The organism is Chitinophaga chungangae (genome assembly GCF_017742215.1).
GTDB classification, from domain to species: domain Bacteria; phylum Bacteroidota; class Bacteroidia; order Chitinophagales; family Chitinophagaceae; genus Chitinophaga; species Chitinophaga chungangae.
Map to the genome: position 1 here is coordinate 1,427,703 of NZ_JAGHKP010000001.1, position 26,400 is coordinate 1,454,102.

The following is a 26,400-nucleotide window of genomic DNA, read 5'->3' on the forward strand; positions in this document are numbered from 1 at the left end:
GAAAATTCAACCAGCAACCATGAAACACATCATATCGATCCTCTTCTTTTCACTGCTCGCGGCTGGAGCCATGGCGCAGGGAAAGAAAATTACCGGCACCGTGAGCGATAAAGACGGCCCCGTGCCTTTCGCTACGGTGAAAGAAGCGGCCAGTCCGTCTAACGGCGTGCTTACCGACGACAAAGGCGCGTTTTCCATCACGCTCCGCGCCAACGGCGACGAACTGATCATTTCTTCCATCGGTTATGCCAACAAGACCGTCAGTTTTAAAGGAAAAACCAGCATCAACATCGTGCTCGAAAATTCCGTGACGGGCCTCGGTGAAGTAGTGACCGTAGGTTATGCGCCGCAGAAAAAAATGACGAATACCGGGGCGGTGAGCATGATCACCGGGAAAGAGCTGCGGCAGAGCCCCGCGGCGAGTTTGCAGAACTCGCTCGTAGGCCGTTTGCCGGGCCTTTTCCAGCAGCAAACGAGCGGCCAGCCGGGTAAAGACGGCGCGGCGTTTTACATCCGCGGCCAAAGCACTTACAACAGCGGCGGCAGCCAGCCGTTGATCATCGTAGACGACATCGAATACAGCTACGACCAGGTGAACCAGATAGACCCGAACGAAGTGGAAAGCGTGGCGATCCTGAAAGACGCATCCACCACCGCGATATACGGCATCAAAGGCGCGAACGGCGTACTGGTGATCACTACCCGCCGCGGCAAACAGGGCCCGCCGAAGATCACCTTCCGCTCCGAGACCGGCTTCCAGCAGCCTACCGTGTACCGCAAGCCGCTGCCCGCGCACGAAGCGATACCGCTGCTGATAGAACATTACAAAAATTCCAACCAGGACCCCGAGCTGTTCCTACCCGGTTATACCAGTCCCGAAGCAATCGAGCATTTCCGCCTCGGCGACGATCCGTACCGTTACCCGAACGTGAACTGGTACAAGGAAGTGATGAAGAAAAACACGGTACAGCAAAGAAACAATCTCGATATCAACGGCGGCACGGAACATGTGCGGTACTTCGTTTCCCTCGGCTACATCTTCCAGAACGGCATCATGAAAGACATGCCCAAGGACGAGGATTTCAACAGCAACTATTACCTGAAACGTTACAACTTCCGCTCCAACCTCGACGTGGACGTAACGAAAGACCTCAGCCTCCGGCTCGACCTTTCCGCCCGCAATTCCGAGATCAACGAGCCGAACTTTCCCGACGTAATGGCCGGCGGCGCATGGCCTTTCTGGCGCCGCATCACGTCCGGCCTGCTCGCGCCCTGGGTGTACCCTGTGTACAATCCTGACGGGTCTTACGGCGGCCGCAAGGACTTTACGCTGAACCCCGTGGGCATCCTGCAATACGCAGGCTACAAACGCGCATATCACACCGATCTCAACCTGAACCTTACCGCCAACCAGAAACTCGACTTCATCACCGAAGGTTTGTCGCTGCGCGGAACGCTCGCTTATACGAACAACTACGAACGCCGCAGAAGCCTTACCCGCGGCCAGTTCCCGGTATACGAATATGTAGCGGGATCGGATACCTACCAGCCGGTATTTCCCACGCTGAGCCGCATTCCGTTGCTGGCGGCAGACGGTGGCTGGGAAGGCGGCCGCTCCAAACCGCTGCGCGTGGTGAACCCGCAGCTGATGCTCAATTACCGCCGCGCATTCGGCGACCATACCGTGTACGGTCTCGCGCTGTTTAACCAGCAAACCCGTCTCGAAGCGGCCGATGTGCCGGAAAACTTCCGCGGTTATTCGCTTCGCGTGGGTTACGATTTCCGTTCCCGCTATATGTTCGAGTTCAACTGGGGTTACAACGGTACAGACAGGTTCAAGGCGCAGAAACGGTACGGTTCTTTCCCGGCCGTGTCTGCCGGGTGGAACATCAGCGAAGAGCCGTTCTTCAAAAACAACATCACTTTCGTCGATCATTTCAAGATCCGCGGATCTGTGGGCGAAGTGGGCAACGACAAGTTCCCCAACTCTTTCCAGTACCTCTACGAAGAGATCTACGAAACGCCGAACCAGAACTATAACTTCGGGGAAAGCCCCACTACGTCCGGCGTGGTAACACCCGGCGCGCTGGCGAACGAAGATGTGCGCTGGGAGCGCGAGCGCAAGATAGACGTGGGTGTTGAGCTGCGGATGCTCAAAGGCAAACTGGAAGTGATCGCCGATTATTTCGACAACTACCGTTACGACATTCTCACCACGCGCGGCACCGTGCCCAACTATTCCGGCATCAGCCTGCCGCCCATGAACGTAGGCCGCGTAAGCAACAAAGGGTACGAGCTGGATGTAACGCACCGGCATAAGATCGGCAACGTGGATTATTTCCTGAAAGGCAATTTCTCTTTCGCGAAAAACAAGGTCCTGTACCGCGACGAACCGCAGAACTCCGCCAACCCGCTGCTGGCGCAAACCGGCAGGCCCATCGGGCAGATCTACGGGTATACGTTCGACGGGTTTTATTACGACGAGGCAGACATAGAAAAGAGCCCCGAAGTAGTAGGCAAAACCGTACAGCCCGGCGATATCAAATTCAAAGACATCAACGGCGACGGCCTCATCGATTCCCGCGACATCGGCCCGATCGGTTACCCGAACATCCCGCAGGTGACCTACGGCATCAGCGCGGGTTTCTCCTGGAAAGGGCTGGACTTCTCCGCGTTGTTCCAGGGCGCCGCGCGCGGCAGTATGGACGCATCCACGCTGCTGCAGATCGGCAACAGCAACGGTATTCCTTCGGAAATACATAAAAAACGCTGGACGCCCGAAACCCGCGACGTGGCGGAATACCCGCGCCTCGGCGGCGTCAACTTCGACCTGTCTACCTTCTGGCTGCGCCCCAGCGATTACCTGCGCCTGAAGAACGTAGAGCTGGGCTACCGCTTCCCGCAGCGCCTCGTGCGCCGCCTGGGCGTGCAGGACATCCGTTTGTACGCCAACGGCCTCAACCTGCTCACCTGGTTCAACCTGAAGATCTACGACGTAGACCCTGAATCGCCGCGCGGCTCCGCACAAACAGAAGCATACAGCAACTATCCGCAGCAGAAGATCTACAATTTCGGTTTACAGGTTTCACTTAAATAATCCGACTTATGCAAAAGAACATCCGCTATAAAAAGATATTCCTGGGCGCCGCGGCCGCATTGCTGCTGCTGGCGGCCTGCCGCAAAGACGGCGACGGGTTCCTCGATAAAACAGATACCGGCACCATCGACCGGGAAAAGACCTTTTCGGACAGTGCGCTGACGATGAATTTTCTCAACGGTGTTTACCGCAATTTGTCTTACACTTATTTTATGGACAACGGCCTGTTCGGCGGCGGCCTCTGGTCTTTTTCAGACGCCACCGACGATTCGGAGATCCGCTGGTCCGGCGCTACGGCGCAGACCGCGCAAGCCTACAACAGCGCTACGTTCCAGGGCGTGGCAGACTTTACCCGCATGCGCAACGACCACTGGAACATGCCGTATACCTGCATCCGCAGGGCCAACATATTCCTGGCCAATGTGGAGGCCAGCCCGCTTTCGCCCGCGCGCAAAGAACTGGCAAAGGCGGAAGCGCGTTTTCTTAGGGCGTTCTTTTATTTCCACCTGGTGCGTACGCATGGCGGCGTGCCGCTGATCGGCGATAAAGTGTACGGGCTGGAAGACGATTTTAACCTGCCGCGCAACAGTTTTGAAGAATGTGTGGACTATGTTGTGAAAGAAATGGAAGCGGTTGCGCCTGTGCTGCCGTTGGAACAGCTCGGCGGCGAATATGGCCGGCCCACGCGCGGCGCGGCGCTCGCTGTAAAGGCGAAGATGCTGTTGTACGCCGCCAGCCCGCTTTTCAACGAGGGGAACGTAGGCACCAGCGATGCGCAGAAACAGCTCACAGGCAATACGACCATCCGCCCGGAACGCTGGAAACTCGCCGCCGACGCGTTCGACGCGGTAATGAAACTGGGCGTGTACGAACTGGTGACGGACAATACCACCCGCCCCGGTTACGGTTTTTACACCACGTTTATCGAGCGTAAGAACAAGGAGCAGATCTTCCTCATCATGCAGGCCAACACTCGCAACCTGGAAAACCTGCTGCTGCCTTCGTCCCGTGGGGGGCAAACCTACAGTTTTCCCACGCAGCAGCTGGTAGACGCATTCCCGATGGCCAACGGCAAAATGATCGGCGAAGCAGGCAGCGGTTACGACGAAAACGATCCGTATACCGGCCGCGATCCGCGTTTTTATTACTCTATCCTCTACAACGGCGCCAACTGGCTGCTGCGCACCAGCAACCGCCAGGAACCGGTATGGCTGTACCAGTTCGCCCCGCAGGACGGGCTGAACACCAACAGTTCCTCCACGCGCACGGGTTACCTGTGGCGTAAAGCGCTGGACGAAAACGCCGGCGGCAACTACGGTGTTACGCCTTCGCACTGCCTGCCTTCCATCCGTTATGGCGAAATTCTGCTGGGATACGCGGAAGCGCTGAACGAAGCCGATGGCCCCGTGCCGGCTGTATACGCCGCCGTGGAAGCCATCAGGAGCCGCGCCGGCCTTGTTCCTTACCAGTTAGCCCCCGGTTTGACCAAAGACGCGATGCGCGAAGCGATCCATAACGAAAGAAGGGTGGAGCTGGCCTTTGAAGAAGGTCACCGCTTTTTCGACCTGCTGCGCTGGAAACAATTCCATGAAAAAGGCAGCGGCGATATGTACGGTATGAGGGCCATAAAAAATGGCGATACCTTTACGTTCGAAAAGTTCGCCTTCGAAAACCGGAAGTTTTCGAACCCGCAGATGTATTTTATGCCGGTGCCGCAGGTTGAGATCAACAAGGTGCCGACATTGTTGCAGAACCCTGGATGGTAAGAAAAAGAAAGATGATTATGATAAAATTAAGAACAGCCGCCCTGTGCGCCATGCTTCTCGCCACGGGAAGCCTGGCCGCGCAGGACGCAAAAAAAGAATTCAAGCTGCAATACGGCGCGCAGCGTACCGGCAAAAGAACGGACGCTGCCATGGAACGCTGGCGCGGCAACCGTTTCGGGCAATTCATCCACTGGGGGCTGTACGCCATCCCCGGCGGGGTTTGGAACGGGAAAACGTACAATTATGCGGCGGAATTCCTGAAATCCAGCGCGAAGATCCCCGGCTCCACCTGGGATTCGCTGATGTACCAGTTCAACCCGAAAAAGTTCAGCGCCAAAGAATGGGCGCGCATGGCGAAACGCATGGGCGCGAAATACATGACCATCACCACCAAACACCACGAAGGTTTTTGCCTGTGGCCGAGCAGGTTCACAGAATTCAACATCAGCCGGACGCCGTATGGGAAGGACATTTTAAAGGAACTGGTCGACGCTTACAACGCGGAAGGCATCGATGTGAATTTTTATTATTCCGTGCTGGACTGGCATCACCCGGACTGGCGGTACGATATCAAATCGCCGGAAGACAGTGTCGCTTTCCGCCGTTATCTTGATTTTGCGTTCAACCAGTTAAAAGAACTGGCGACGAATTACCCCACCGTAAAAGCTTTCTGGTTCGATGGCACCTGGGATAACTCCGTGAAGAAAAACGGCTGGTGGACGTATGAAGTGGAACAAATGCTGAAACAGGTTTCCCCCGGTGCGATCGTGAACAGCCGCCTTCGCGCGGACGACCGCGGGGCGCGCCATTTCGATTCCAACGGCCAGCTGATGGGCGATTACGAATCCGGCTACGAGCGCCGTTTACCCGATCCCGTTACCGACCTGAAAGTAACGAAATGGGACTGGGAAGCCTGCATGACCGTTCCTGAAAACCAATGGGGATACCATAAGGATTGGAGCATCAGTCATGTGAAAAGCCCGCTGGAACTGCTCGAAATGCTGGTGCATACCACGAGCATGGGCGGCAATTTCCTCCTGAATTTCGGCCCCGCCGGCGACGGCAGCATCCGCCCGGAAGAGCAGCGTATCGCGGCGGAGATCGGTTCCTGGATGCAGAACAACGGCAATGTGATCTACAACTCGGGTTATGCCGGTTGGGAAAAGCAGGATTGGGGATATTTCACGGCTCCTTCCCGGCCGAACACCTTGAACATGGTCGTATTTAACCTGCCGGTGAGCGGCCTGCTGAAAGTAAAAGTACCCGCCGGCGTGAAAATATCAACTGCCAGCACGGGCGGCAAAAAACTGCGCGTGGAGGAGATCGCCAAAAACCAGTACCTGGTCCATTTTGAGCGGAAATGGTTTGCCATGCCGCAAGTGATCGTGCTGGAAACCGGGGGTGAAGGCAAGAAGGGCGCGCAATACCAGGACGCGAAAACATAATCGTTTTAGATTTGAATTGATAAATTGGATAGGGCCGGCCTTTAGAGGCTGGCCCTTTTTTCATGGAAAGTTGATGTTCCCGAAATGGAAAACATGCATATTTGTTAAAAATACATTAACCGCCTTTTGTTTCGCGGGCTAGTTTTGGAGGCGGAAATTGAATTGTTCACGTCTCTATATTCTTACGTCATGAAAAAAACCGTGCTCATCACATTAGGCATTATTCTTTGTTCGTTCTATTCCATTGCGCAATCAATGATCATCTCCGCCAAACCCGCCGCCAAAAGCGCGGAACAATATCGCAAAGCGGAATGGGACATCGATCTGCGCGCGGATTTCAGGAACCCGTACCTGCAGGAGGAAGTATTGCTCGATATGGAACTGGTAACGCCATCCGGCAAAAAACTCTCGCTGCCCTGTTATTATGAATCCGGCCAGGGCGGCGGCATTTCCCGCTGGAAAGCCCGCTTCGCCCCGCAGGAAACCGGTAAATACCGTTACAGCTTCAGCCTGAAACAAAACGGCCGGCCAGCATTCGCCACAAAAGAAAACACATTCAGCGCCCGCGCCACCAAAGACAAAGGCATCCTGCACGCGCACGACAGCTGGTCGTTCCGTTTCGACAACGGCGAGCTGTTCCGCGGCGTGGGGGAGAACATCTGCTGGGAATCCCGCGCCAACGACGATTCCCGTTTCTTCAAAGCGCTGCATGAACAGCCGAAATACAATTACGAATACATGCTCCGTTCGCTGGCATCGCATGGCGGTAACTATTTCCGCACCTGGATCTGCTCCTGGAACCTGCCGCTGGACTGGAAAACGGGCATCAACAATCACCGTTACCACGATTCGCAGGAATATTTCCACCCCGAAGCCATTCAGAAAATGGACCGAATGGTGAACCTTTCCGATTCGCTGGGCCTCTACATCATGCTCACCCTCGGCGCCGGCACGCACGATGCGCGCCAGGGCAGGTACGCCGTTTCGTCCCGCGAATTTTTTACGGATGAAAAAGCAAAAGCGCAGTACAGGAACCGCCTGCGGTTTATCGTTGCGCGGTGGGGGTATAGCCCCGCCATCGGCGCCTGGGAGTTTTTCAACGAGATCGACAATGTGCAGTTCCGCGACCGGAACAACCCCATCAGCGCGGCTTCCATCGCGCAGTGGCATACCGAGATGAGCCAATATCTCAAATCCATCGACCCGTATGAGCACCTGGTGACCACCAGCATTTCTCACCGCGACCTGGAAGGGCTCAATTCCATACCAGACATCGATTTTAACCAGAAACACATTTATAAGAACAACCGCGCGCTGCCCACGACCATCGTAAAATATTCCGAAGAGTTCGGCAAACCATACGTGATCGGCGAATACGGCTACGAATACGACTGGCAGAAAGATTTTAACCAGTTTGCGGACAGCATGGACAGCGATTTCAAACGCGGCATGTGGTACGGCCTGTTCGTTCCCACGCCGGTACTGCCGCTCAGCTGGTGGTGGGAGTTTTTCGACGACCGCGGCACAGACGCTTACATTGCACGGGTGCGCACCGTGCTGGACGATATGACGCGCGCAGGAAAAGGCGCTTTTGCCCATGCTTCCGCCGTTTCTTCCGCGAAGGAAACCGAAGTGTACGCTGTGAAATGCGGCAACAGTACCTACGTATACGTGTACAATCCCACCACCTCCGCCGTTAGCGCGAACGTCAGCATAGTATCACCTGGAACGCAGGCGCCGCAATGGCGCACATACGATTGCGAATCCGGCAGATTCGGCACGCTGAAAGGCAGCAGGAGCGCGGAAAACGCGGTGGCCGGCATACAGCTTGCGCCGAATACGGACATGGTGCTGATACTTGATAAGTAGAGCGGTTTGGCATTGGTTTATGCATAAGCAAATGTTAAGAATGCATCAGAATCGCGCGGTACTCTTTGATACTTTTGATAACGGGATACAAAAATCGCATTCAACCAAATCACAAGCCATTATTCCAACTTTACCGGCCTGTACATTATTTGTGGCAGGCGCGGCACAGGCATTCCTTTCCGCAATTAATCTCATTAAATCATGAAACATTCTACGTATGAAATCAGTAACTGAAGGCCAGCCGTTCTATTTGCGCCGCCTTTTATACCTGTTTGTCCTCCTCCTGTGCGCTTTTCCCTGGAGCGGCATGAGGGCGCAGAACAGCCAGGAGGGCGCCATCCTGGTGACGGGCCAGGTGAAAGACAAAAACGGGGAGCTGATCCCTTCCGTGAGCGTCAGCGTGAAAGGCACCAATAACGGCACGGCTACGGACGCTGCCGGGAAATTCTCCATCCGCGTGCCTTCCGCCGGCAGCATACTGGTATTCCGCCACATGGCTTTCCAGCCGCATGAACAGGCGGCGGGCAACGGCGCCGCGCTCACCATCGTATTGCAGGACGCAAGCGTGGGCCTGGAAGACGTGGTGGTGGTAGCCTATGGCCGGCAGAAAAAAGTCACCGTTACCGGTTCCGTAGCCGCGGTTTCAGGTAAAGAGCTGGTGAGCACGCCCGTTACCAATATTTCCAGCATGCTGGTGGGCAACGCGCCCGGCCTTAGCGGCCTGCAAAGCAGCGGCGAGCCGGGACGCAACGGCACGCAGATCTTTATCAGGGGCGTTTCCACTTTCGCCGGCAGCGCCAACCCGCTGGTGGTGATCGACGGGGTGGAGCAGGCCCCTGAACGCGCTTACGACCAGCTCAACGCGATGGACGCGAACGAGATCGAGAACATCAGCGTGCTGAAAGACGCTTCCGCTTCAGCGGTATACGGCATCCGCGGCGCGAACGGCGTCATTATCGTTACGACCAAAAGAGGCCGCTCCGGGCGCGCGCAGCTTGGCGCATCCGCCAATTTCGGTTTTACGCGCGCCACCAACCTGCTGCACAACGTCAACTCCCACGACTATGCAGTGATGCGCAACGAAGCCATCAGGGCGGAACAAAGCGCTTTCGGCAATACGAGCTTCGATAACAACCTGTTTACGGACGACGATCTCTGGAAGTTCGCTAACCACCGCGACTATACGCCGGCAGAAGTGGACGCCATGTCGCAGCTTTCCGCCGAAGAAAAAACAAAGCTGAAAGAAAGCAATGCGCTGTACTACGGCAGCCGCGACCTGTTTGCCGACCAGTTCAGCGGCACCGGCCCGCAGAAGCAGCTGAACGTCAATATTTCCGGCGGCACCGAGCGCATCCGGTATTTTACTTCGCTGGGATATTTCGACCAGGGAAGCATTCTCCGCAATACATCTTACGAAGGAGCGAATACCGAATCGCGTTACAGCCGCTATAATTTCCGTTCCAATTTCGATATCGACGTTGTGAAGAACTTGCAGGTATCCGTGAATCTCGCGGGCCAGTTCGGCACCACCACCGGGCCCGGTATCGGCGCGGGGCCGTACGATATGGCGGGCCGCTACAAGATCATCATGCAATATATTTTCGATTCCAACCCGATCACCACGCCGGGTTTGGTAGACGGAAAGCTGGTGAATGCCTATTCAGGCCCCGGCGGCTCTTTCGGCAACCCGCTCGGCATCAAGCTGGGCAGTTTGAAAGGCCCGCAGAACGCCATTTACAACCTGCTCATCAGCGGTTCCGAAACACTCTACAATACCCTGCTCAGCGGGAGCGTGGTGGTGCGGCACGACATGCAGTACCTCGCTAAAGGCCTTTCGCTGCGCGGCACCGTGAACTACGACGACAGCTACGTAAAAGCCAATACCTATTATCCTTCTCTTTCCGTTTATTCCGTTCGCCGCAATCCCGCCAATCCCAACCAGCTGGACTTCTTCGGCGGCGCGAAAGGTGCGGACGGCTACAACCCCGACCCGGGGCATAACTCCGTGTGGCGGAAAATGTATTTTGATGCGGGCATCGACTATGCCAACAAATTCGGCGCGCATGGCGTAACGGCTTTGCTGCTGGCGAAGGCGCAGAAATACAGCATGCCGAATTCCAGCGAAAACACGCCTTCCGGCATTATGGGCCTGGTGGGCCGCGTGTCTTACAATTACAAGGAACGTTACCTCGCCGAGTTCAATGCCGGTTACAACGGCACGGAACAATTCCTGGAAGGCAACCGCTTCGGGTTTTTCCCAGCGTATTCGGCGGGCTGGGTCGTGTCTAACGAGCCCTTCTTTCCCAAAGGCGACGCCTTTACCTTTCTTAAAGTAAGAGGTTCTTACGGCGAAGTGGGCAACGATCAGATCGGCGGGCGGCGATACCTTTATTTGCCCAGCACTTTTAATACCGGCCAGGCCGGCTATTATTGGGGCACTAGCAACGGCTCCGCCGTAAACCCTTATTATTCGGGCATTACGGAAGGCAATATCGGCAACCCGATGGTGACCTGGGAAAAAGCGGTGAAGAAAAACGTCGGTTTGGAAGCGCGCTTTTTTGCAGACCGCCTGTCGTTTTCCGCGGACCTTTTCCAGGACGACCGCAACAACATTCTCACCAGTCTCAGCGAGATCATTCCTTATGCGTTTGGCGTGAGCGCCGGAAGCGTGCCGCCCGCCAACGTGGGCGTCACCACCAATCACGGTTACGAGCTGGTGCTGAACTGGGAAGACAGGAGAGGGAAGGTCGGTTATTCCATCGGCGGCAACCTCAGCTATGCGCGCAATAAGATCAAATACCGCGCGGAATCCGAGAAAGCGTACTACTGGATGGCGCAGACCGGCTTCGCGATCGGCCAGTACAAAGGACTGGTGACGGACGGATTTTTCAACACGCAGGAAGAACTGAACAACCGCCCGTTTAACACCTTCAACGGCAATAAAAACACATTGGGTGATGTGCGTTACCGGGACATCAGCGGCGACGGCCTGATCGACACGCGTGACATTGTGCCCATCGGTTATTCGAATCTTCCGCAATACACGTACAGTTTCCGCACCAGCGTCAACTATCACGGTTTCGACCTCAACCTGCTGTTCAACGGCTCGGCGAAAGGCTCTTTCAATCTCGCCAACTACCAGTTCAATACACCGTTTTTCCAGACAGCCGGCAATGCGCTGCAATGGCAATACGACGGCCGCTGGACGCCCGAAAAGGCCGCGTCGGGCCAGCAGGCGCTGTATCCCCGGGCTACCATGCACGGCGGCACGGGCGGTAATGCGAATTACCTCACCAGCGACCTCTGGCTGATCTCCACGGATTTTTTCCGCCTTAAAAACATCGAACTGGCTTATACTTTCCCGGTCACGCCCGTGCTGAAAAAAGCGCAGATCAGCTCCATCCGCCTGTTCGTGAACGCGAACAACGTGATCACCTGGAGCAAAGAAGCGGTAGACAAAGGAATTGACCCGGAATCGACGGACACGGGCGGCTACGGCGTGTACCCGATGACGAGAGTATATGTATTCGGGGCGAACGTCCGGTTTTAACACCCATCAAAATTACAGACCATGAGAGTATTTCAATATATCGCAGGCATGATGATCGTGGGGCTCAGCCTTACTTCGTGCCAGAAGTATTTCCTCGAAAAGCCGGAAACGACGGGCAATACCACCATTGAAACGGTATTTTCCAACCGCGCCGGCGCCGAAGGGGCCATTGCCGCAGCGTACCGCCAGGTGCTGGTGCAGAACCTGTGGAACGGCCGCTCGCTGAACAACGGCATTCTTTCCGGCATATCCGGCGAAACTTCTTTCGGCGAAACCTGGGCCAGCCTGCAGCGTTTTGTGTCCGCCGGGTTTGCGCCCACGCCTTTCGAAAACAACCGCGCGCAAAGCACGGACAACTTCTTCGATAACTTCCAGTGTATCCGTCAATGTTATACCATCCTTGAGAATATCGATAAGGTGGGCGACATTCCCGGGAATGAAAAAGAATACATAAAAGCCGAAATGAAGGGCCTCATCGCGTTCCGTTATGCTGGGATGATGATCCGTTACGGCGGCGTGCCCATCGTTACGCAAACGCTCAAAACAGACGACAATCTCAATATCCCCCGCGCCACGCTGCAGGAAACGCTGGACTTCGTGGTAAAAATGGCGGATGAAGCCGCCGCCGGCCTGCCCGATAACTGGGACGCGAAATATTACGGCCGCATCACCAAAGGCGTGGCCCTCGCGGTGAAAGCCCGGGCGCTGCTTTATGCCGCGCGGCCCTTGTTCAACAACGCCACGCCCTATTTGCCCACCGGCGGCAACGACGCGCTGATCTGTTTCGGCAGCCTGGACAACGACCGCTGGAACACCGCCATCGCCGCGCATGAAGCCGTGATCACCTGGGCCACGCAGGCCGGTTACCATATGATCAACACCGGCGGCGATGTGAACGTGCCCAATCCGGAAGCGTTCGACGATTACGGCACGGCCACGTCCGTTCCCGGCAACGCCGAAGTACTGCTGGGCTTCAAGCTGGACGAAGGCGGCAATAAATTCTTCAAATTCTACAACTCTACCCGTTACAGCGGCAACGAACGGTACCTCACCGATAACTACGGCATGCTCACCAACTTCCTGGAAAATTATTACCGGGCAGACGGTACGGACCAGCAATGGCCCGGCCAGGGCGCCGGCAATGCATTGCCTTACGCGGATTACCGCGCGAAAATGGAAGCGATGGAACCGAGGTTCAAAGCTTCCAACTATGCGCACGGCATCGATACCTGGAACAATCCCGGCGAATATATGTGGAGCTACGCGCAGTGCAGCAGCGGTCAGAACCACGAAGGGCGCGGTAAAGGAGCGGCGCAGAGCACGAAATACTATTACATGGCGGGCACCAGGATCTGGTTCGAGTTCCCCGTCTTCCGCATGGCGGAATTTTATCTATCCCTCGCCGAAGCGTATAACGAAGCGGGCAATGCTTCCAAGGCGCTGGCGAACCTCAATATCGTGCACAACAGGGCCGGTCTTCCTTCCATTACGGAAACCAACAAAGACCTTCTCCGGAAAACGATCCAGCGGGAATGGGCGGTAGAGTATTACAATGAGAACAAACGTTATTTCGACGTGCGCCACTGGAAGCTGCAGGGTTTGGATAACGGCATTCTCGGCGGGCCGATGCGCGAGTTCCAGTTTACGCTGGTAGCGCAGGGCGCCAACGACCGCCTGCCCGAAAACCTCCTGAACTATTACGATAAAGTAGCTTATTCGGCTTACTGGCATCCGAAAATGTACCTCGAGCCGATACCGCAGGAGGAGATCGACAAACGCGTGCTGGTGCAGAACCCCGGTTATTAAACATTCTTCCACATCAAACAAACGATCATGAGCATTCGATATAAATTCCCGCGCCTGTTTGCCGCCGCCTGCCTGCTGGCCGGCGGTACGATGGCGCAGCGGCCGGTTGCGGAGGCGGACACTTCCGATGCCGAAGCGCGGCTGTTTTCCGTGCAGCAGCGTTTCTCCACGCACGCAACTTCCACCGTCAGCGGGCAAACCTTATACAAAACGCCCGCGCCCAATCTCACCAATACGCTGTACGGCCGCCTTCCCGGCCTAACCGTTACCCACGGCAGCGGCGAGCCCGGCAACGACGACGCGCTGCTGGCCATACGCGGCATCGGCACGTACGGTTACCTCGGTGGGGCGAACGGCTATCACACTTATAAAATCTTTATCGACGGCTTCGAATCGAACCGCAATTATCTCCGCAGTCTTTCCCCCTCGGAAATAGAAAATATCTCTATCCTGAAAGACGCCGCGGCCCTGGCCACTTTCGGCATGCGCGGCGCCAACGGCGTGATCTGGGTGACCACGCGCCGCGGAAAGACCGGCAAGCCCACGGTGCAATTCCAGGTGCGCTCGGGCATCCAGCAGGCAGTGAATATTCCGGAACCGCTGAACAGTTTCGGTTATGCCAGCCTGTACAACCAGGCCATCAGCAACGACCACGGCCGCGTTTGGTCGCCGGCCTATTCCGATGCCGCCCTCGAGCAATACCGCAACGGCAGCGGCGTGAATGTGAACTGGTACGAGGAAGTATTGAAAAAACAGGCGCCGTATTCAGACGCAGACCTCATCTTCAGCGGCGGCAACGAATCGGCCCGTTACAACGTAACCCTCAATTACCTCAATCAACAAGGGCTTTACGACGTACCGAAAACAGACAGCACCAGCAACCGTCTTTTCCGCCGTTATAACATCCGCGCGAACCTCGACTTCAAGATGTTTAAAATATTCGAAGCGAAAGTGGACCTCAGCGGCCGCATCAACGAAAACAAACAGCCGAACTACAACACCGGCCAGTTGTGGAGCGACCTGGCGCGTTATCCTTCCAACGTTTACAACCCGAAAGACGAAACCAGCGGCGAATGGTCGGGGTCTTCCATTTATCCCAACAATCCCCATGCATCCGTGCGCGAACTGGGCTGGGTTTCCAGCACCAACCGTTTTTTACAGGGCAATTTTGAGCTGAAAGAACGGCTGGACGGCATTACGCCGGGCCTTTACCTGGCGCAGGCGTTTTCGTTCAACAGCTACATGATCTCCAACTACGGCAAAACATCGAACTACGCGCGGTTTTTGGACGGCAACAAAACCACCACCGACCAGACCACGCCGATCCGCGCCACCAGCCAGTCGCCGGGCGGGCAGGAAGACTGGAAGCAGCTGATGTTCACCATCGGTTACAAACACATCTCGAAAGAACATGCTTTTGAATCGGCGCTGAACTACCACCAGTCAGACTTCCGGGGCGACGGTCTTTTCTCCGCGGCCTACCATTACCAGAACGTGAGCGGCAGGGCGCATTATGCATACCGTGAAAAATACCTCGCGGAAATTGGTTTTTCCTGGTTCGGCTCCGATGCTTATGCGCCGGGCAACCGCTGGGGATTTTACCCGGCCGTGTCCGTGGGCTGGATCTTGTCTGCCGAAGACTTTTTACAGCAGAGCGCCGTAGTGGACTTTATGAAACTGCGGGCATCGGCCGGCGCTACCGGCAGCGCTGACGCGGAAGGGGCGGGCAGCCCGCTTTCAGGGCAGAACGGGCGTTTCCTGTACCAGCAATATTACCAGCTGAACAGCGGCGTGTTTTACACGGGCAACGGCAATCCGGCCGCACAGGGCGCTTTGCAGCCGCTGTACCTCGCCAATCCTGATGTGTTCGCCGAAAAAAGCATGAAATACAATGTGGGAGTGGATGTGAACCTTTTCCGGAAACTCTCGCTCACGGCAGACGTGTTCCTTGATAAACGCAGCGGCATTCTCACGCAGGACAATATGGTGCCGGGCGCGTTCGGTAACGTGCAGGTGATCCGCAACCTCGGGAAAATGACCAACAAAGGATTTGAGGCCAGCGCCGTGTTTGCGGACAAAGCCGGCAAGATCGGTTATTCCCTCAACGCGATGGCATTTTACAACAAAAACCGCATCGACTATATGGCGGAAGTACCGCCCGCCTATTCTTACAACGCCCTTACCGGAAGGGCTTTCGGCACGCGCATCGGGCTGGTGTCCCGGGGATTTTACGGCGTGGAAGACTTTAACCCGGACGGTACGCTTAAAGGCGGCCAGGCAGTGCCGGGCTTCGGGCTGGTGCAGCCGGGCGACCTCCGGTACGAAGACCTGAACAAAGACAACATCATCGACCAGCGCGATGTTACGGCCATCGGCAGCCCGGCTTTCCCGGAACTGACGTACGCTTTCGGCGGCAATATCAGCTATGCGGGCTTCGACCTGGAAGTATTGTTCCAGGGCGCGCGCGGCGCTTCCGTGTACCTGCTGGACAATGCCAATATCTACCAGCCGTTCGTCAATAACGGCAACGCCTATCCGCAGGCGCAGCAAGCGTGGGCGTATTATCCGGCCCAGGGGATCGATACACGCGGAAGCGCGCGGTACCCGAGGCTTACCACGCAGGGCAACAACAACAATTACCGGATGAGCAGTTTCTGGCTGAAAAGCGGGGATTACCTTTCGCTGCGCAATGCCACGCTGGGTTATTCCTTCACCGCGGCGGCGCTGAAACAAATGGGCCTTTCCAAATTCCGCATCTACGTTACCGCGGTGGACCTTTTCACCTGGAGCAAGCTGCTGAAAGACTACGACCTGCACCCGGAATCGTTTGGCGGGTATCCCGTTATGAAATCGTTTAACGCCGGGCTTTCCGTCACTTTCTAACCGTCAAACCCACACACCATGAAGAAAAATATTCCATATATGGCTTTGCTGGCGGGCGGCCTGGCGCTCACCGCCGGATGCGGCAAAGATTTCCTCGACACCAAGATCGATACGAACGCCACGCCTTCCACGATCATTACGGACCGTGCTACACTTTACACATTCGGCAACGCGTTTTACGCTTCGCTGCCATACGGTTTTTCGGCGATCGACAACAACCTGTTCGCCGCCGTTTCGGACGAAGCGCAGCAGACCAATCCCGTGAACGACGTGCAGGTGTTCAACCAGGGCTCGCTGAACGCGGCGAGCAACCCGGATGAAGCCTCTTACAAACGCCTGTACGAAGGCATCAGGGCGGCGAATTTTTACCTTGAATATTCGACCGGCTGGCGGGAATTTATCGCGCGCAACCGCGATACCGTGGCTGATGTAACGAACTATAACCGTGACAAACTTTTTATTCACTGGTACCGCGGCGAAGCGCATATTGCGCGGGCATATTATTATGCGGAGCTGATCAAACGGTACGGCAGGGTGCAGTTCATTGAAACGACCTACGCGCAAAACCCGAACGCCGCGCTGCCGCAAAAAAGCTACGACGAGATCGTGGATTGGATCGTGAGTGAGATCGATACTTACAAAGACAGCCTGGTGTCTAACTGGCGCGTGGCGGGTTATGCGGACCAGGACGGCCGGTTCTCGCGCGGTTCCGCGCTGGCGCTGAAATCGCGCGTGCTGTTGTATGCGGCCAGCCCGCTGAACAATCCCACGAACGATGTTTCGCGCTGGGAACGCGCAGCGGCTGCCGCGCGCGATCTGCTTGCCGCCACGGAGCTGGATTATGCCCTGCATACCGGTGGTTACGGCAGTTATTTCATGGGCAACAACCCGCTTACCAGCAAAGAAACGATCCTGGCGGTGCGGCGCCCGGCGGGCAATTCACCGGAAATGCTCAACTATCCCATTTCCACGCCGGGCGGCAGAAGCGGCGTAACGCCTTCGCACAATTTGGTAGCGGCTTATGAATATACCGGCGCGCCCGATCCCGCCGATCCGTATAAAAACCGCGACCCGCGCCTTGCCGCGTCCATCGTGACCAACGGCAGCAATTGGAACGGGCGTATGATCGACCAGTCGCCGGGCGGTGCGGACGATATGGCCAAAACCAACAGTTCAAAAACCGGCTATTACCTGAAAAAATTCCTGACAGACCAGCTGAACCTCACGCAGGGCGGCACTGCACAGCACAACTGGGTGCTTTTCCGTTACGCGGAGGTGCTGCTCAACTATGCCGAAGCCATGAACGAAGCTTACGGCCCCGATCAGGCGCCGGCGGGTTTCCCGTACAGCGCGAGAGCGGCATTGCAGTTGGTGAGAGACCGCGCCAGCGCATCGCTTCCGGTGGTGGTGGCGGCTTCGAAAAACGAATTCAGGGTGGCGGTGAAACATGAAAGAAGGGTGGAACTGGCGTTTGAAGACCACCGTTACTGGGACCTGCTGCGTTGGAAAGACGCTGCCGGCGTGCTCAATCAGCCATTGCTCGGCGTGACGGTAGGGCGCAACCCGGACAACACTTTCAGTTACACCGTTACGCAGGTAACCCCGCGCGTTTTCCGCGATCCCGCGATGTACCGTTATCCTTTTTCGCAGGCGGAAGTAGCCGCGGCGAAAGGCGCGATCACGCAGAACACAGGGTATTGATCATCACCAAACCGAAAGACATGAAAAAACTATGCACAATAATGCTGCTCGCGGGCCTCGTGGCCGCGGGCTGCGAAAAAGACGACAAAAACACCGCCTTCGGCGATACCGTGCTGTACATGCCGCAGGCCACGGTTGGCGCATCCTACACGGTGCCCTCCGGCCTGGATGCTGCCTCGGCCAACTACAAGCTGGACGCAGCTTCGGGGAAGGTGAAAGTCATTCTCGGCGTATACCGCTCCGGCAAAGAGCAGGGTGATGCCATCAGCGTGCAGGTGGGAACGGATGCGGACACCGTGCAGAAAATGATCGCTTCCGGCGCGCTGGACCCCGCCAAACACCTGGCGATGCCCACTGCGGTGTATACGCTGCCATCTTCCGTAGACTTGCCTTCCGGCGCAGGCAGCGCGGCTTTTTACCTGGAGCTGGACGTGGCTGCGCTGAAGAACTACCCGGGCAAGATACTGGCGCTGGCGGTGAACATCTCCGCCGGCGACAACCGTGTGAGCCCTGCGCTGCGGCAGGTGCTCGTGCTGGTGGACGTGAACAAGCTGCCCCTGTAATTTTTTAAAGCATCACATTTTGTAAACAGAGCATCAGGATCACATCAGGCTGACCTATAAATTTGACCATAACATTATAACACTATGCATTTTGACGAAAGATTGCAGCTGCTGACCGAAGAACACAACAGGCTGATGCAAAGGACGAACAAGGTCCAATCCCCCGGCAACGGGATCTTTGACCGGTACCGTTACCCGGTGCTCACCGCAGAACATACGCCGCTTGAATGGCGCTACGATCTTAACCCGGACACGAATCCATTCCTGATGACCCGTTTCGGCATCAACGCCGTGTTTAACGCCGGCGCTATTTCCTGGCAGGGGAAATACGTGCTGGCCGTGCGTGTGGAAGGCTGGGACCGCAAATCGTTCTTTGCCCTCGCCGAAAGCGATAACGGCATCGATCATTTTGTTTTCCGTGAAGAGCCCATGCATATTCCCGAAACGGACAACCCGGACACGAATATTTACGATATGCGGCTGGTGCAGCATGAAGACGGTTATGTATACGGCCTTTTCTGCACCGAAAGGCGCGACCCTTCGGCGCCGCCTACCGACCAGTCTGCCGCCGTGGCCCAATGCGGCATCGTGCGCACGAAAGACCTGGAAACCTGGGAGCGCCTGCCGGACCTGGTAACGCGCTCGGCGCAGCAGCGCAACGTGGTGCTGCATCCCGAGTTCGTGAACGGGAAATACATGCTGTACACCCGCCCGCAGGACGGTTTTATCGATCCCGGGAAAGGCGGCGGTATCGGCGTGGGTTTTTGCGAATCGATGACGCACGCCGTGGTGGACCACGAACAGGTGATCGACAATAAAGTGTATCACACGATATCGGAAGGGAAAAACGGCCTTGGCCCCGCGCCGATCAAAACGCCGCTGGGCTGGCTGCACCTGGCGCACGGCGTGCGCAACACCGCCGCGGGATTGCGGTACGTGCTGTACATGTTCATGACGGACCTTGCAGACGTGACCCGCATTACGTTTAAGCCCGGCGGTTACCTGATGGCGCCGGAAGGGGAAGAAAGAACGGGCGACGTATCGAACGTATTATTTTCCAACGGCTGGATCGTTGGCGACGACGGGAAAGTGTTCATTTATTACGCATCCAGCGATTCGCGGATGCACGTGGCTACGACCACGGTAGAACAACTGGTGGATTATTGCATGCATACCGCACCCGACGGGTTGCGTTCCGCCACGTCCGAACAAACGCTCACGGCGCTTATCCGCAAAAACAAAGCGTTCAGCGCCGCGCCGTTTATACAAAAACCCGCCGCCCGTTGAAGTTCTTTTTGAACTCCTTCGGCGTACAACCCTTTTTCAGCTTGAAGATGCGGTTGAAATTGGCGAGGTTGTTAAACCCGCATTTGTAGGCGATCTCGGCAATGGAATGCGTGGTGTTGATCAGCATTCTCGAAACATGCCCCAGTCTTATTTCGGTGAGGTTTTCCGTAAATGTATACCCTGTATGCAGTTTGATGAACCTGCTGAACGAAGCCTCGGGCATGTTTGCCAGTTTGGCCACTTCCACCAGCGGGATTTCCCTTTGAAAATGCTGGTTCATATACTCGAACACACGCTCGAGCCGGCGGCTGTTGAAGCTGAGGTTTTCTTTGGTGAAACTTACGTCAGACAGCATGCGGGTATTGCGCGCAATGGAAAGGTCGTGGATGATGGAAAACAATTCGAGGATGGAATCGAAACCGTTGCGTTTGTCCAGCTGCTGGATGCGGTCAGACATCTGCCGGGCGGTTTCCCGGTCGAACAGTACGCCTCTTTTGGAGCTCTCGAACAGGTTGCGGATGTGGATGAGCTGATTTTTTAACAGCAGGTTTTGCGAGAAAAGATCTTTATGGAACTGGATGGTCACCTCCAGGATCTCCTCGCTGGTGCAATGGTGCGTGAACCAGCCATGCGGCAGGTTTGGCCCTACCAGCACCAGTTCTATATCGCCGATCTCGTCGATATGGTCGCCGATGATGCGCTGGGTGCCCGGCGCGTTCAGGATCAGGTTCAGCTCCATTTCCTCGTGGTTGTGCAGCGGGAAATTAAAAGCCGATTTTTTCCGGGAGAACATGGTGAAACAATCGTGTTGCGTAAGCGGGGTGATTTCCCGTAACAGATCTTTAAACATAACGTACAATTCAGGTGCCGGTGATTGATGTTTTTTTGATTGCGTACTGATCCTTTTTCAGTGCCCGCAACCTTCCAATACTAATCAAATTTGACGGAACGCACAATGTTCCGGTTCGTGAAATTTCTCCTGGTCGTTTTATGTAATTGATAATAAACGAGCTACAAAATATAAAACCAGTAATGGTTTTTTAATGAACATCCGCTTGTATGATCAATTTTATGAACATTTCCCTTTAAAAAATGATGTTTTTATAACAAAAAGGGGTGTTTTCCTGATCGGCGGCGTAATAACAGCGTATGAAGAAAAATAACCTGGTATGGTATTTCGCGGCGGCATTGTTTTGCCTGCCGCTATGCGTAGAAGCGCAGCACAAAAGTTTTTCCACCCAGGGTTTCTGGCAGCCCGCCGGCAAACCCTTTTCTCCCGAAGTGCATGAAGACGGACGCATCACTTTCCGCCTGCGCGGACGCGATGTAAAACAGGTACAATTGCTTTTCGGCGAATGGAACGTAAAACCCCAACCGATGCGCAAAGACAGTGCGGGCGTATGGAGCATTACCATCGGCCCGCAGCCTCCTGGTGTGTATGCTTACCTGTTCAATGTGGACGGCGTGAACATGGCAGACCTTTCCAACCCGGACGTAAAAGCCGGCACCGAAGTATACGGCAGCATGGTAGAGGTATGCGGTGGCAAACCGGCGTTCGACCAGTGGCAAAATGTGCCGCACGGAACCGTGCATACCGTCCGGTATGTTTCCACGGCCCTCGGAAAGCCGCGAAGCATGCGGATTTACCTGCCTCCGCAATATGAAGCCGGGCCTAACCGCCGCTTCCCGGTACTGTGCCTGCGCCATGGCGGGGGCGACAACGAAACCAGCTGGACGCAAACCGCCGGCCGTGCGGACGTGATCATGGACAACCTGCTGGCCGAAGACAAAACCCGGCCGATGATCATCGTGATGCCAAACGGTCTTACCGACGGCTCATGGGCCGGCGGCAGCACCAAAGAAGGCATGGAAGCGCTGGAGAAAGAACTGCTGCAGGACATTCTGCCCTACATCCGCAAACATTACCGCACGCTGCCCGGCAGGGAAAACACGGCCATCGCGGGATTATCTATGGGCGGCGGGCAGGCGTACGTGATGGGCCTGCGCCACCTGGAAACATTCGCGTGGATCGGGCAATTCAGCTCTGGTTTATTGGCGGATGAATCGTTCGATATCAACGAACGCGCGCCGGGCGTATTCGATAACCCGCAAGCGGTGAACCAGCAACTGCGCCTGCTCTGGACCGGCTGCGGCACGGACGATCCGCGGATGGAAGGCCACCGCAGGCTTTCGGAGACGCTCGCCAAAAAAGGCATCCGCCACGAAACGCTCTACACGCCGGGCGGCCATGAATGGACCGTGTGGCGCGTGCAGCTCCATGCTTTTCTGCAGCGTTTATTTCATTAACTTTCTAACTCATTAATGCATCGTTATGAAACCGTACTTTTTATTACTGGCATGCAGCCTTTCCACGGGGCTGTATGCGCAACAATCCGCACAGGTAGAGGCCTGGGTGACCACGCCCGACAGATCGGCCCTCCTGAAAAAACAGACGGAAAATTCCACGCTCGGCACTAACGTACGCCCATCCGGCCCCGTGATCACGATCGACGGGCGCCAGCAGTTCCAGGAGATCGACGGCTTCGGCTTCGCCATTACGGGCGGCAGCGCGCAGCACCTGGTGAACATGAGCCCGGGCGCGCGCAAACAATTGCTGCAGGAACTGTTCGGCGCTGATGGCGCGGGTCTGAGCTACCTGCGCCTGAGCATTGGCGCGTCTGATCTGAACAGTTTCGTGTTTTCGTACAACGACCTGCCCGCCGGGCAAACCGATCCCGAACTGAAAAAATTCTCTCTTTCGCAGGACCTGAAAGACGTGGTGCCCGTAATGAAGGAGATCCTGGCCATCAAGCCCGGCATTCCCATCCTGGGCTCGCCCTGGTCTGCCCCCGCCTGGATGAAAACCAACAACAACGTTCGCGGCGGCGCATTAAAAAAGGAATACTACGCCACCTACGCGCAGTATTTTGTGAAATATGTGCAGGCGATGGAAAAAGAAGGCATCCGCATCGAAGCGGTAACCGTGCAGAACGAGCCGCTTAATTCCCGCAACACGCCCAGCATGCAGTGGTATTACGAAGAGCAGGGCGAGTTCATCAAAAAACATCTCGGCCCCGCGTTCGCTGCCGCAGGCATCAAAACGAAGATCATTTTGTTCGATCATAACCTCGACCGTGCAGACTATCCGCTGGCGTTGCTCAGCGACCCGGAAATATCGAAGTATGTGGACGGTTCGGGTTTTCACCATTACGGCGGCGACATGGGCGCCATGAGCACGCTGCATATGGCGAGGCCGGACAAGAATATCTATTTCACCGAACAAATGGTGATAGAGCGCGGCGGCGGCGAGCTGAATATCGCCGCATCGGTAAAAAGAATGCTGATACAAACAACGCGCAACTGGAGCCGCAACGTGATCTTGTGGAACCTTGCCGCCGATTCGCTGAACGACCCGCATACAGACAATGGCGGCTGCTCCATGTGCCAGGGAGCCATCACGATCATGGGGGACCGTGTGCAGAAAAATATCGCGTATTACACCATTGCGCATGCTTCCGCTTTTGTGCCGAAAGGCTCGGTGAGGATCGCTTCTACTTTTACGGGCGATAAGTCGGTCAGCCTTACCGAAGACGAAGAAAGGCCCGGCATCCGACGCGCAACGGTGATCGAAAACACGGCGGTACTGCCCAACGTGGCGTTTAAAACGCCGGACGGGCGGATCGTGCTGATCGTGGCGAACGATTCCTACAACACGGGCGGTTTCAGCATCCGCTACAACGGATCGGTGGCCAATTTCAGGCTGCAGCCGGGCGCGGTGGGAACGTACGTGTTTAAAAGCTGGTGATTGTTCAAGTTTTTTGCCAGGTATTAACCCGGCGGCGCGGCGATACCGGAAGAAAAAGACAGTGTGCGATGAGAGGAAAACAACAATCCCCGATGATAAAAGGCCGGCAGCTGAAGCGTGCGACGCAACGGCGGTTGAAAGGTGTGATGAAGCCGGGTACAAACTTTTACTTAGCGATATTGTAAAGCGGCAGGACCGTAAGGAGATCCTGCCGCTGAATTTTTTATCCCTGCAATACCTGCCGCGCAGCGCGGTCGGGGTCGTTTTTTACTTCGCAGGTGTCGTTCAGTATCATCGTTTCGCCATTGGCTGCGCTAAATGCGGGCCATTGCGGCAATGCGGATACGTTGGGATTGCCGTTGCGCATGAATTGCAGCAGCGCGTCCGCCATTTTCGCGGAGAGCTTGCGCGGTCTGCTTCCGCCGCCGGTATGACTGAGCATGAGGTCTGTGTTGAGGAACCAGAAACTGATGTCCAGACAATGGAACGCGCGCATGCGGCCGTCGAACAGGGGAGGGCAGAAGCCGAACCAGGCCATGTATACCGGTGAACTTTGCCGCAGTTTGGCGGTGGCGGATTCCACTACGGCCGAACGGTTGGAGCGAACGAGCGCCAGTATTTCGACTGGTTTTGCATCGGGAAAAACTTTGGCGTAAGCCTGCGCCACTTCCGCGGAACGCGCTCCGTAAGCGGGTTTCAGCCGTTCTGTCACGTCCTGCATGGAAATATTTTCCACGCTTGCATCCGCACGGCTGGGCGAGCTTTCGTGGAAAGTGCTGCAGAATAGCATCGGGATGTCGGGGTGCGTGGCGCGAGGCTCGAAATAATTGCCGGTTGGCAGCTGAATGCCGTCTGCCACCGGGCCGAAGCTGCCGCGGCGCATGCCGGGCACAGGTTGTTCTTTTTGCAGTTTCGAAGCGGCGCGGTCTGCCAGTGCAAGGTATTCCTTCCACGGCATTTGCTGCAGCGCGGCAAGGCCGGAAGCGGTAAGCCCGGCCTCTTTTACGATATACGCGCCGAGTTTCTGCGCATATTCTTTACTGATGCCGGATGTAGAAGAACCGCTCAGCGAAACGCCTTTATGGACCAAGCCTTTCGCGGAAGGCATGGCCGCCAGCGTACAAACTTTCGCGCCGCCACCCGATTGTCCTGCGATCGTTACATTATCCGCGTCGCCGCTGAATTGCGCGATGTTTTTATTCACCCAGCGAAGGGCCGCCACAATGTCCAGCATGCCCGCGTTACCGGAATCGGCATAGGCTTCGCCGCCTATGCCAGACAGATCGGTAAAACCGATCGGGCCCAGGCGGTGATTGAGCGATACGAACACCACATCGCCGTAACGCGAAAAATTTTCGCCGTGGTAACCGTCCTGCTCGATGCCGTTGCCCCTGCTGAAACCGCCGCCATGCAGCCATACGAGCACAGGACGTTTTTTACCGTCCAGGGCAGGCGTCCAGATGTTCAGGGTGAGACAATCCTCGCTGATCTCGTCGTAGTTCCAGTGGTCGATAAACGCGTCGTACGAAGTGGAAGCACGGCCGTACACATCCTGCGGCGCGGAATTGCCGTAAAACACCGCGGGGCGGACGCCTTGCCAGGGCTTCATTTCCTGTGGGCCCATAAAACGGTTTGCGCCGCTGGCAGCGGCCGCATAAGGAATGCCAAGAAAAGTGGTGATGCCGCGCAGGATAAATCCTTTTACTTTTCCCGCCGCGGTTTCCGCCAGCGCGATGTTTTCACCGATCTGCAGCGGCGGCGCATCGTCTTCGGCGGCGGGCGTCCCTTCCGTGCAGCCTGCGATGCCCATGGCGCTGAAAGGCAATATTGCGGCGGCTCCCGCGGCTGCGGAGCCTGCGCCCATTTTCCGGATAAAGTTTCTTCTGTTCAGGTTCATAACGTTTATTTGAGTTGCATGGCCCATTGAATGCCTTTCCAGACGATGGATAGGAAAAACGGGTCTTCGTAATCTTTTTCGAAATGCCCCAGCCCGATATAAAACGAGCGGCCGCCTTCAAATTCACGGTACCAGCAAACGGGGTGCGGACTGCCCATTTTTCCGCCGGAATAGCTGTTTTCCTCTACGGTAATGAGATAATGCAGCGAATCCTGCACGGACTTAAAGTTATACACTTCATCGTAATGCCGGAAAGTATCGGGCAAATGATTGGTAGCGGGAAAATTTTTGTCCGTCACGCGGTAAAGGGCCTGCTGCGGCTCGGGATGGCCATCGAACCAGGCGCCGGCCAGGCGGTTGTACCAGGGCCATTCGTATTCGGTGGTGGTGGCGGCGTGAATGCCGACGAAACCGCCGCCTGTATGGATGTAGTCCATCAGTGCGAGCTGTTGCGTACTGTCCAGCACATTGCCGCGGGTGCTGAGGAATACCAATGTTTTGTATTGGGAAAGTTTTGCGGGCGTGAACCAGGTTGCATCTTCGGTAGTATCCGCCGCGATGCCGTATTGTTTTGCGGTGTTGATGAACATGATCTTTCCCGCTTCGATGGACGTGTGGCGGTAGCCGCCCTCCGTTTTGGAGAACACGAGTATTTTAGGCTGCTGCGCGGAACTTGTGTGGACGGAAACGCCCAGCAGCAGCGAGATAACGAGGTGCCTGGAAAATTGCAT

The 26,400-nt window shown here is 56.0% G+C and carries 15 protein-coding genes; 12 read left to right on the forward strand and 3 right to left on the reverse strand.

Features of this window, described 5'->3' with window-relative positions; translation table 11 throughout:
• The first annotated feature begins 19 nt into the window (after positions 1 to 19).
• The 10 genes from J7I43_RS06020 to J7I43_RS06065 all read left to right on the forward strand — a co-directional run bounded on the left by J7I43_RS06020 (position 20) and on the right by J7I43_RS06065 (position 19,967).
• The gene (locus J7I43_RS06020; RefSeq protein ID WP_209144261.1) at positions 20 to 3,097 is read left to right on the forward strand and encodes a SusC/RagA family TonB-linked outer membrane protein; all 3,078 of its coding nucleotides are present in this window, start codon (positions 20 to 22) and stop codon (positions 3,095 to 3,097) included.
• A gap of 8 nt (positions 3,098 to 3,105) precedes the next feature.
• Positions 3,106 to 4,863 (forward strand): RagB/SusD family nutrient uptake outer membrane protein, encoded by a 1,758-nt coding sequence (locus J7I43_RS06025; RefSeq protein WP_209144263.1) that lies wholly within the window; start codon positions 3,106 to 3,108, stop codon positions 4,861 to 4,863.
• Between the two features lie 17 nt (positions 4,864 to 4,880).
• Positions 4,881 to 6,308 (forward strand): alpha-L-fucosidase, encoded by a 1,428-nt coding sequence (locus J7I43_RS06030; protein WP_209144265.1) that lies wholly within the window; start codon positions 4,881 to 4,883, stop codon positions 6,306 to 6,308.
• Positions 6,309 to 6,497: 189 nt separating this feature from the next.
• Positions 6,498 to 8,177 carry a DUF5060 domain-containing protein gene (locus J7I43_RS06035; RefSeq protein ID WP_209144267.1) on the forward strand — a complete coding sequence of 560 codons (1,680 nt, stop codon included), beginning with the start codon at positions 6,498 to 6,500 and terminating at the stop codon, positions 8,175 to 8,177.
• A gap of 217 nt (positions 8,178 to 8,394) precedes the next feature.
• Positions 8,395 to 11,727 carry a SusC/RagA family TonB-linked outer membrane protein gene (locus tag J7I43_RS06040; protein ID WP_209144269.1) on the forward strand — a complete coding sequence of 1,111 codons (3,333 nt, stop codon included), beginning with the start codon at positions 8,395 to 8,397 and terminating at the stop codon, positions 11,725 to 11,727.
• Positions 11,728 to 11,748: 21 nt separating this feature from the next.
• Complete coding sequence (locus tag J7I43_RS06045) at positions 11,749 to 13,533, forward strand: RagB/SusD family nutrient uptake outer membrane protein (RefSeq protein ID WP_209144271.1); 1,785 nt, start codon at positions 11,749 to 11,751, stop codon at positions 13,531 to 13,533.
• A gap of 27 nt (positions 13,534 to 13,560) precedes the next feature.
• Positions 13,561 to 16,416, forward strand: a complete 2,856-nt coding sequence (locus J7I43_RS06050) for a SusC/RagA family TonB-linked outer membrane protein (RefSeq protein WP_209144273.1) — start codon at positions 13,561 to 13,563, stop codon at positions 16,414 to 16,416.
• An 18-nt stretch (positions 16,417 to 16,434) separates the two neighbouring features.
• The gene (locus J7I43_RS06055; protein WP_209144275.1) at positions 16,435 to 18,117 is read left to right on the forward strand and encodes a RagB/SusD family nutrient uptake outer membrane protein; all 1,683 of its coding nucleotides are present in this window, start codon (positions 16,435 to 16,437) and stop codon (positions 18,115 to 18,117) included.
• Positions 18,118 to 18,137: 20 nt separating this feature from the next.
• Positions 18,138 to 18,680 (forward strand): BT_3987 domain-containing protein, encoded by a 543-nt coding sequence (locus J7I43_RS06060; protein WP_209144277.1) that lies wholly within the window; start codon positions 18,138 to 18,140, stop codon positions 18,678 to 18,680.
• A gap of 84 nt (positions 18,681 to 18,764) precedes the next feature.
• Positions 18,765 to 19,967, forward strand: coding sequence for a glycoside hydrolase family 130 protein (locus J7I43_RS06065; protein WP_209144279.1), 1,203 nt, complete (start codon positions 18,765 to 18,767; stop codon positions 19,965 to 19,967).
• Here J7I43_RS06065 and J7I43_RS06070 read toward each other — a convergent pair.
• Positions 19,942 to 20,817: an AraC family transcriptional regulator gene (locus J7I43_RS06070; protein WP_209144281.1), complete on the reverse strand. Its 876-nt coding sequence runs from the start codon at positions 20,815 to 20,817 to the stop codon at positions 19,942 to 19,944. The genes J7I43_RS06065 and J7I43_RS06070 overlap by 26 nt on opposite strands.
• A 299-nt stretch (positions 20,818 to 21,116) precedes the next feature.
• On the opposite strand from J7I43_RS06070, the gene J7I43_RS06075 reads away from it, so the two are divergent.
• Both J7I43_RS06075 and J7I43_RS06080 read left to right on the forward strand, forming a co-directional pair.
• Positions 21,117 to 22,274 carry an alpha/beta hydrolase gene (locus tag J7I43_RS06075; protein ID WP_209144283.1) on the forward strand — a complete coding sequence of 386 codons (1,158 nt, stop codon included), beginning with the start codon at positions 21,117 to 21,119 and terminating at the stop codon, positions 22,272 to 22,274.
• Positions 22,275 to 22,299: 25 nt separating this feature from the next.
• Positions 22,300 to 23,772: a glycoside hydrolase family 30 protein gene (locus J7I43_RS06080; protein WP_209144285.1), complete on the forward strand. Its 1,473-nt coding sequence runs from the start codon at positions 22,300 to 22,302 to the stop codon at positions 23,770 to 23,772.
• Positions 23,773 to 23,995: 223 nt separating this feature from the next.
• Here J7I43_RS06080 and J7I43_RS06085 read toward each other — a convergent pair whose 3' ends face one another.
• On the reverse strand, positions 23,996 to 25,669 hold the full coding sequence (locus tag J7I43_RS06085; RefSeq protein ID WP_209144287.1) for a carboxylesterase/lipase family protein: 1,674 nt from the start codon (positions 25,667 to 25,669) through the stop codon (positions 23,996 to 23,998).
• Between the two features lie 5 nt (positions 25,670 to 25,674).
• Positions 25,675 to 26,400 carry a ThuA domain-containing protein gene (locus J7I43_RS06090; protein WP_209144289.1) on the reverse strand — a complete coding sequence of 242 codons (726 nt, stop codon included), beginning with the start codon at positions 26,398 to 26,400 and terminating at the stop codon, positions 25,675 to 25,677.

Excerpts from the sequence above, each read along its gene's own strand:
- J7I43_RS06020 (WP_209144261.1), top strand. The coding sequence starts at position 20 with ATGAAACACATCATATCGATCCTCTTCTTTTCACTGCTCGCGGCTGGA.
- J7I43_RS06025 (WP_209144263.1), top strand. The coding sequence starts at position 3,106 with ATGCAAAAGAACATCCGCTATAAAAAGATATTCCTGGGCGCCGCGGCC.
- J7I43_RS06030 (WP_209144265.1), top strand. The coding sequence starts at position 4,881 with ATGATAAAATTAAGAACAGCCGCCCTGTGCGCCATGCTTCTCGCCACG.
- J7I43_RS06035 (WP_209144267.1), top strand. The coding sequence starts at position 6,498 with ATGAAAAAAACCGTGCTCATCACATTAGGCATTATTCTTTGTTCGTTC.
- J7I43_RS06040 (WP_209144269.1), top strand. The coding sequence starts at position 8,395 with ATGAAATCAGTAACTGAAGGCCAGCCGTTCTATTTGCGCCGCCTTTTA.
- J7I43_RS06045 (WP_209144271.1), top strand. The coding sequence starts at position 11,749 with ATGAGAGTATTTCAATATATCGCAGGCATGATGATCGTGGGGCTCAGC.
- J7I43_RS06050 (WP_209144273.1), top strand. The coding sequence starts at position 13,561 with ATGAGCATTCGATATAAATTCCCGCGCCTGTTTGCCGCCGCCTGCCTG.
- J7I43_RS06055 (WP_209144275.1), top strand. The coding sequence starts at position 16,435 with ATGAAGAAAAATATTCCATATATGGCTTTGCTGGCGGGCGGCCTGGCG.
- J7I43_RS06060 (WP_209144277.1), top strand. The coding sequence starts at position 18,138 with ATGAAAAAACTATGCACAATAATGCTGCTCGCGGGCCTCGTGGCCGCG.
- J7I43_RS06065 (WP_209144279.1), top strand. The coding sequence starts at position 18,765 with ATGCATTTTGACGAAAGATTGCAGCTGCTGACCGAAGAACACAACAGG.
- J7I43_RS06070 (WP_209144281.1), bottom strand. The coding sequence starts at position 20,817 with ATGTTTAAAGATCTGTTACGGGAAATCACCCCGCTTACGCAACACGAT.
- J7I43_RS06075 (WP_209144283.1), top strand. The coding sequence starts at position 21,117 with ATGAAGAAAAATAACCTGGTATGGTATTTCGCGGCGGCATTGTTTTGC.
- J7I43_RS06080 (WP_209144285.1), top strand. The coding sequence starts at position 22,300 with ATGAAACCGTACTTTTTATTACTGGCATGCAGCCTTTCCACGGGGCTG.
- J7I43_RS06085 (WP_209144287.1), bottom strand. The coding sequence starts at position 25,669 with ATGAACCTGAACAGAAGAAACTTTATCCGGAAAATGGGCGCAGGCTCC.
- J7I43_RS06090 (WP_209144289.1), bottom strand. The coding sequence starts at position 26,400 with ATGCAATTTTCCAGGCACCTCGTTATCTCGCTGCTGCTGGGCGTTTCC.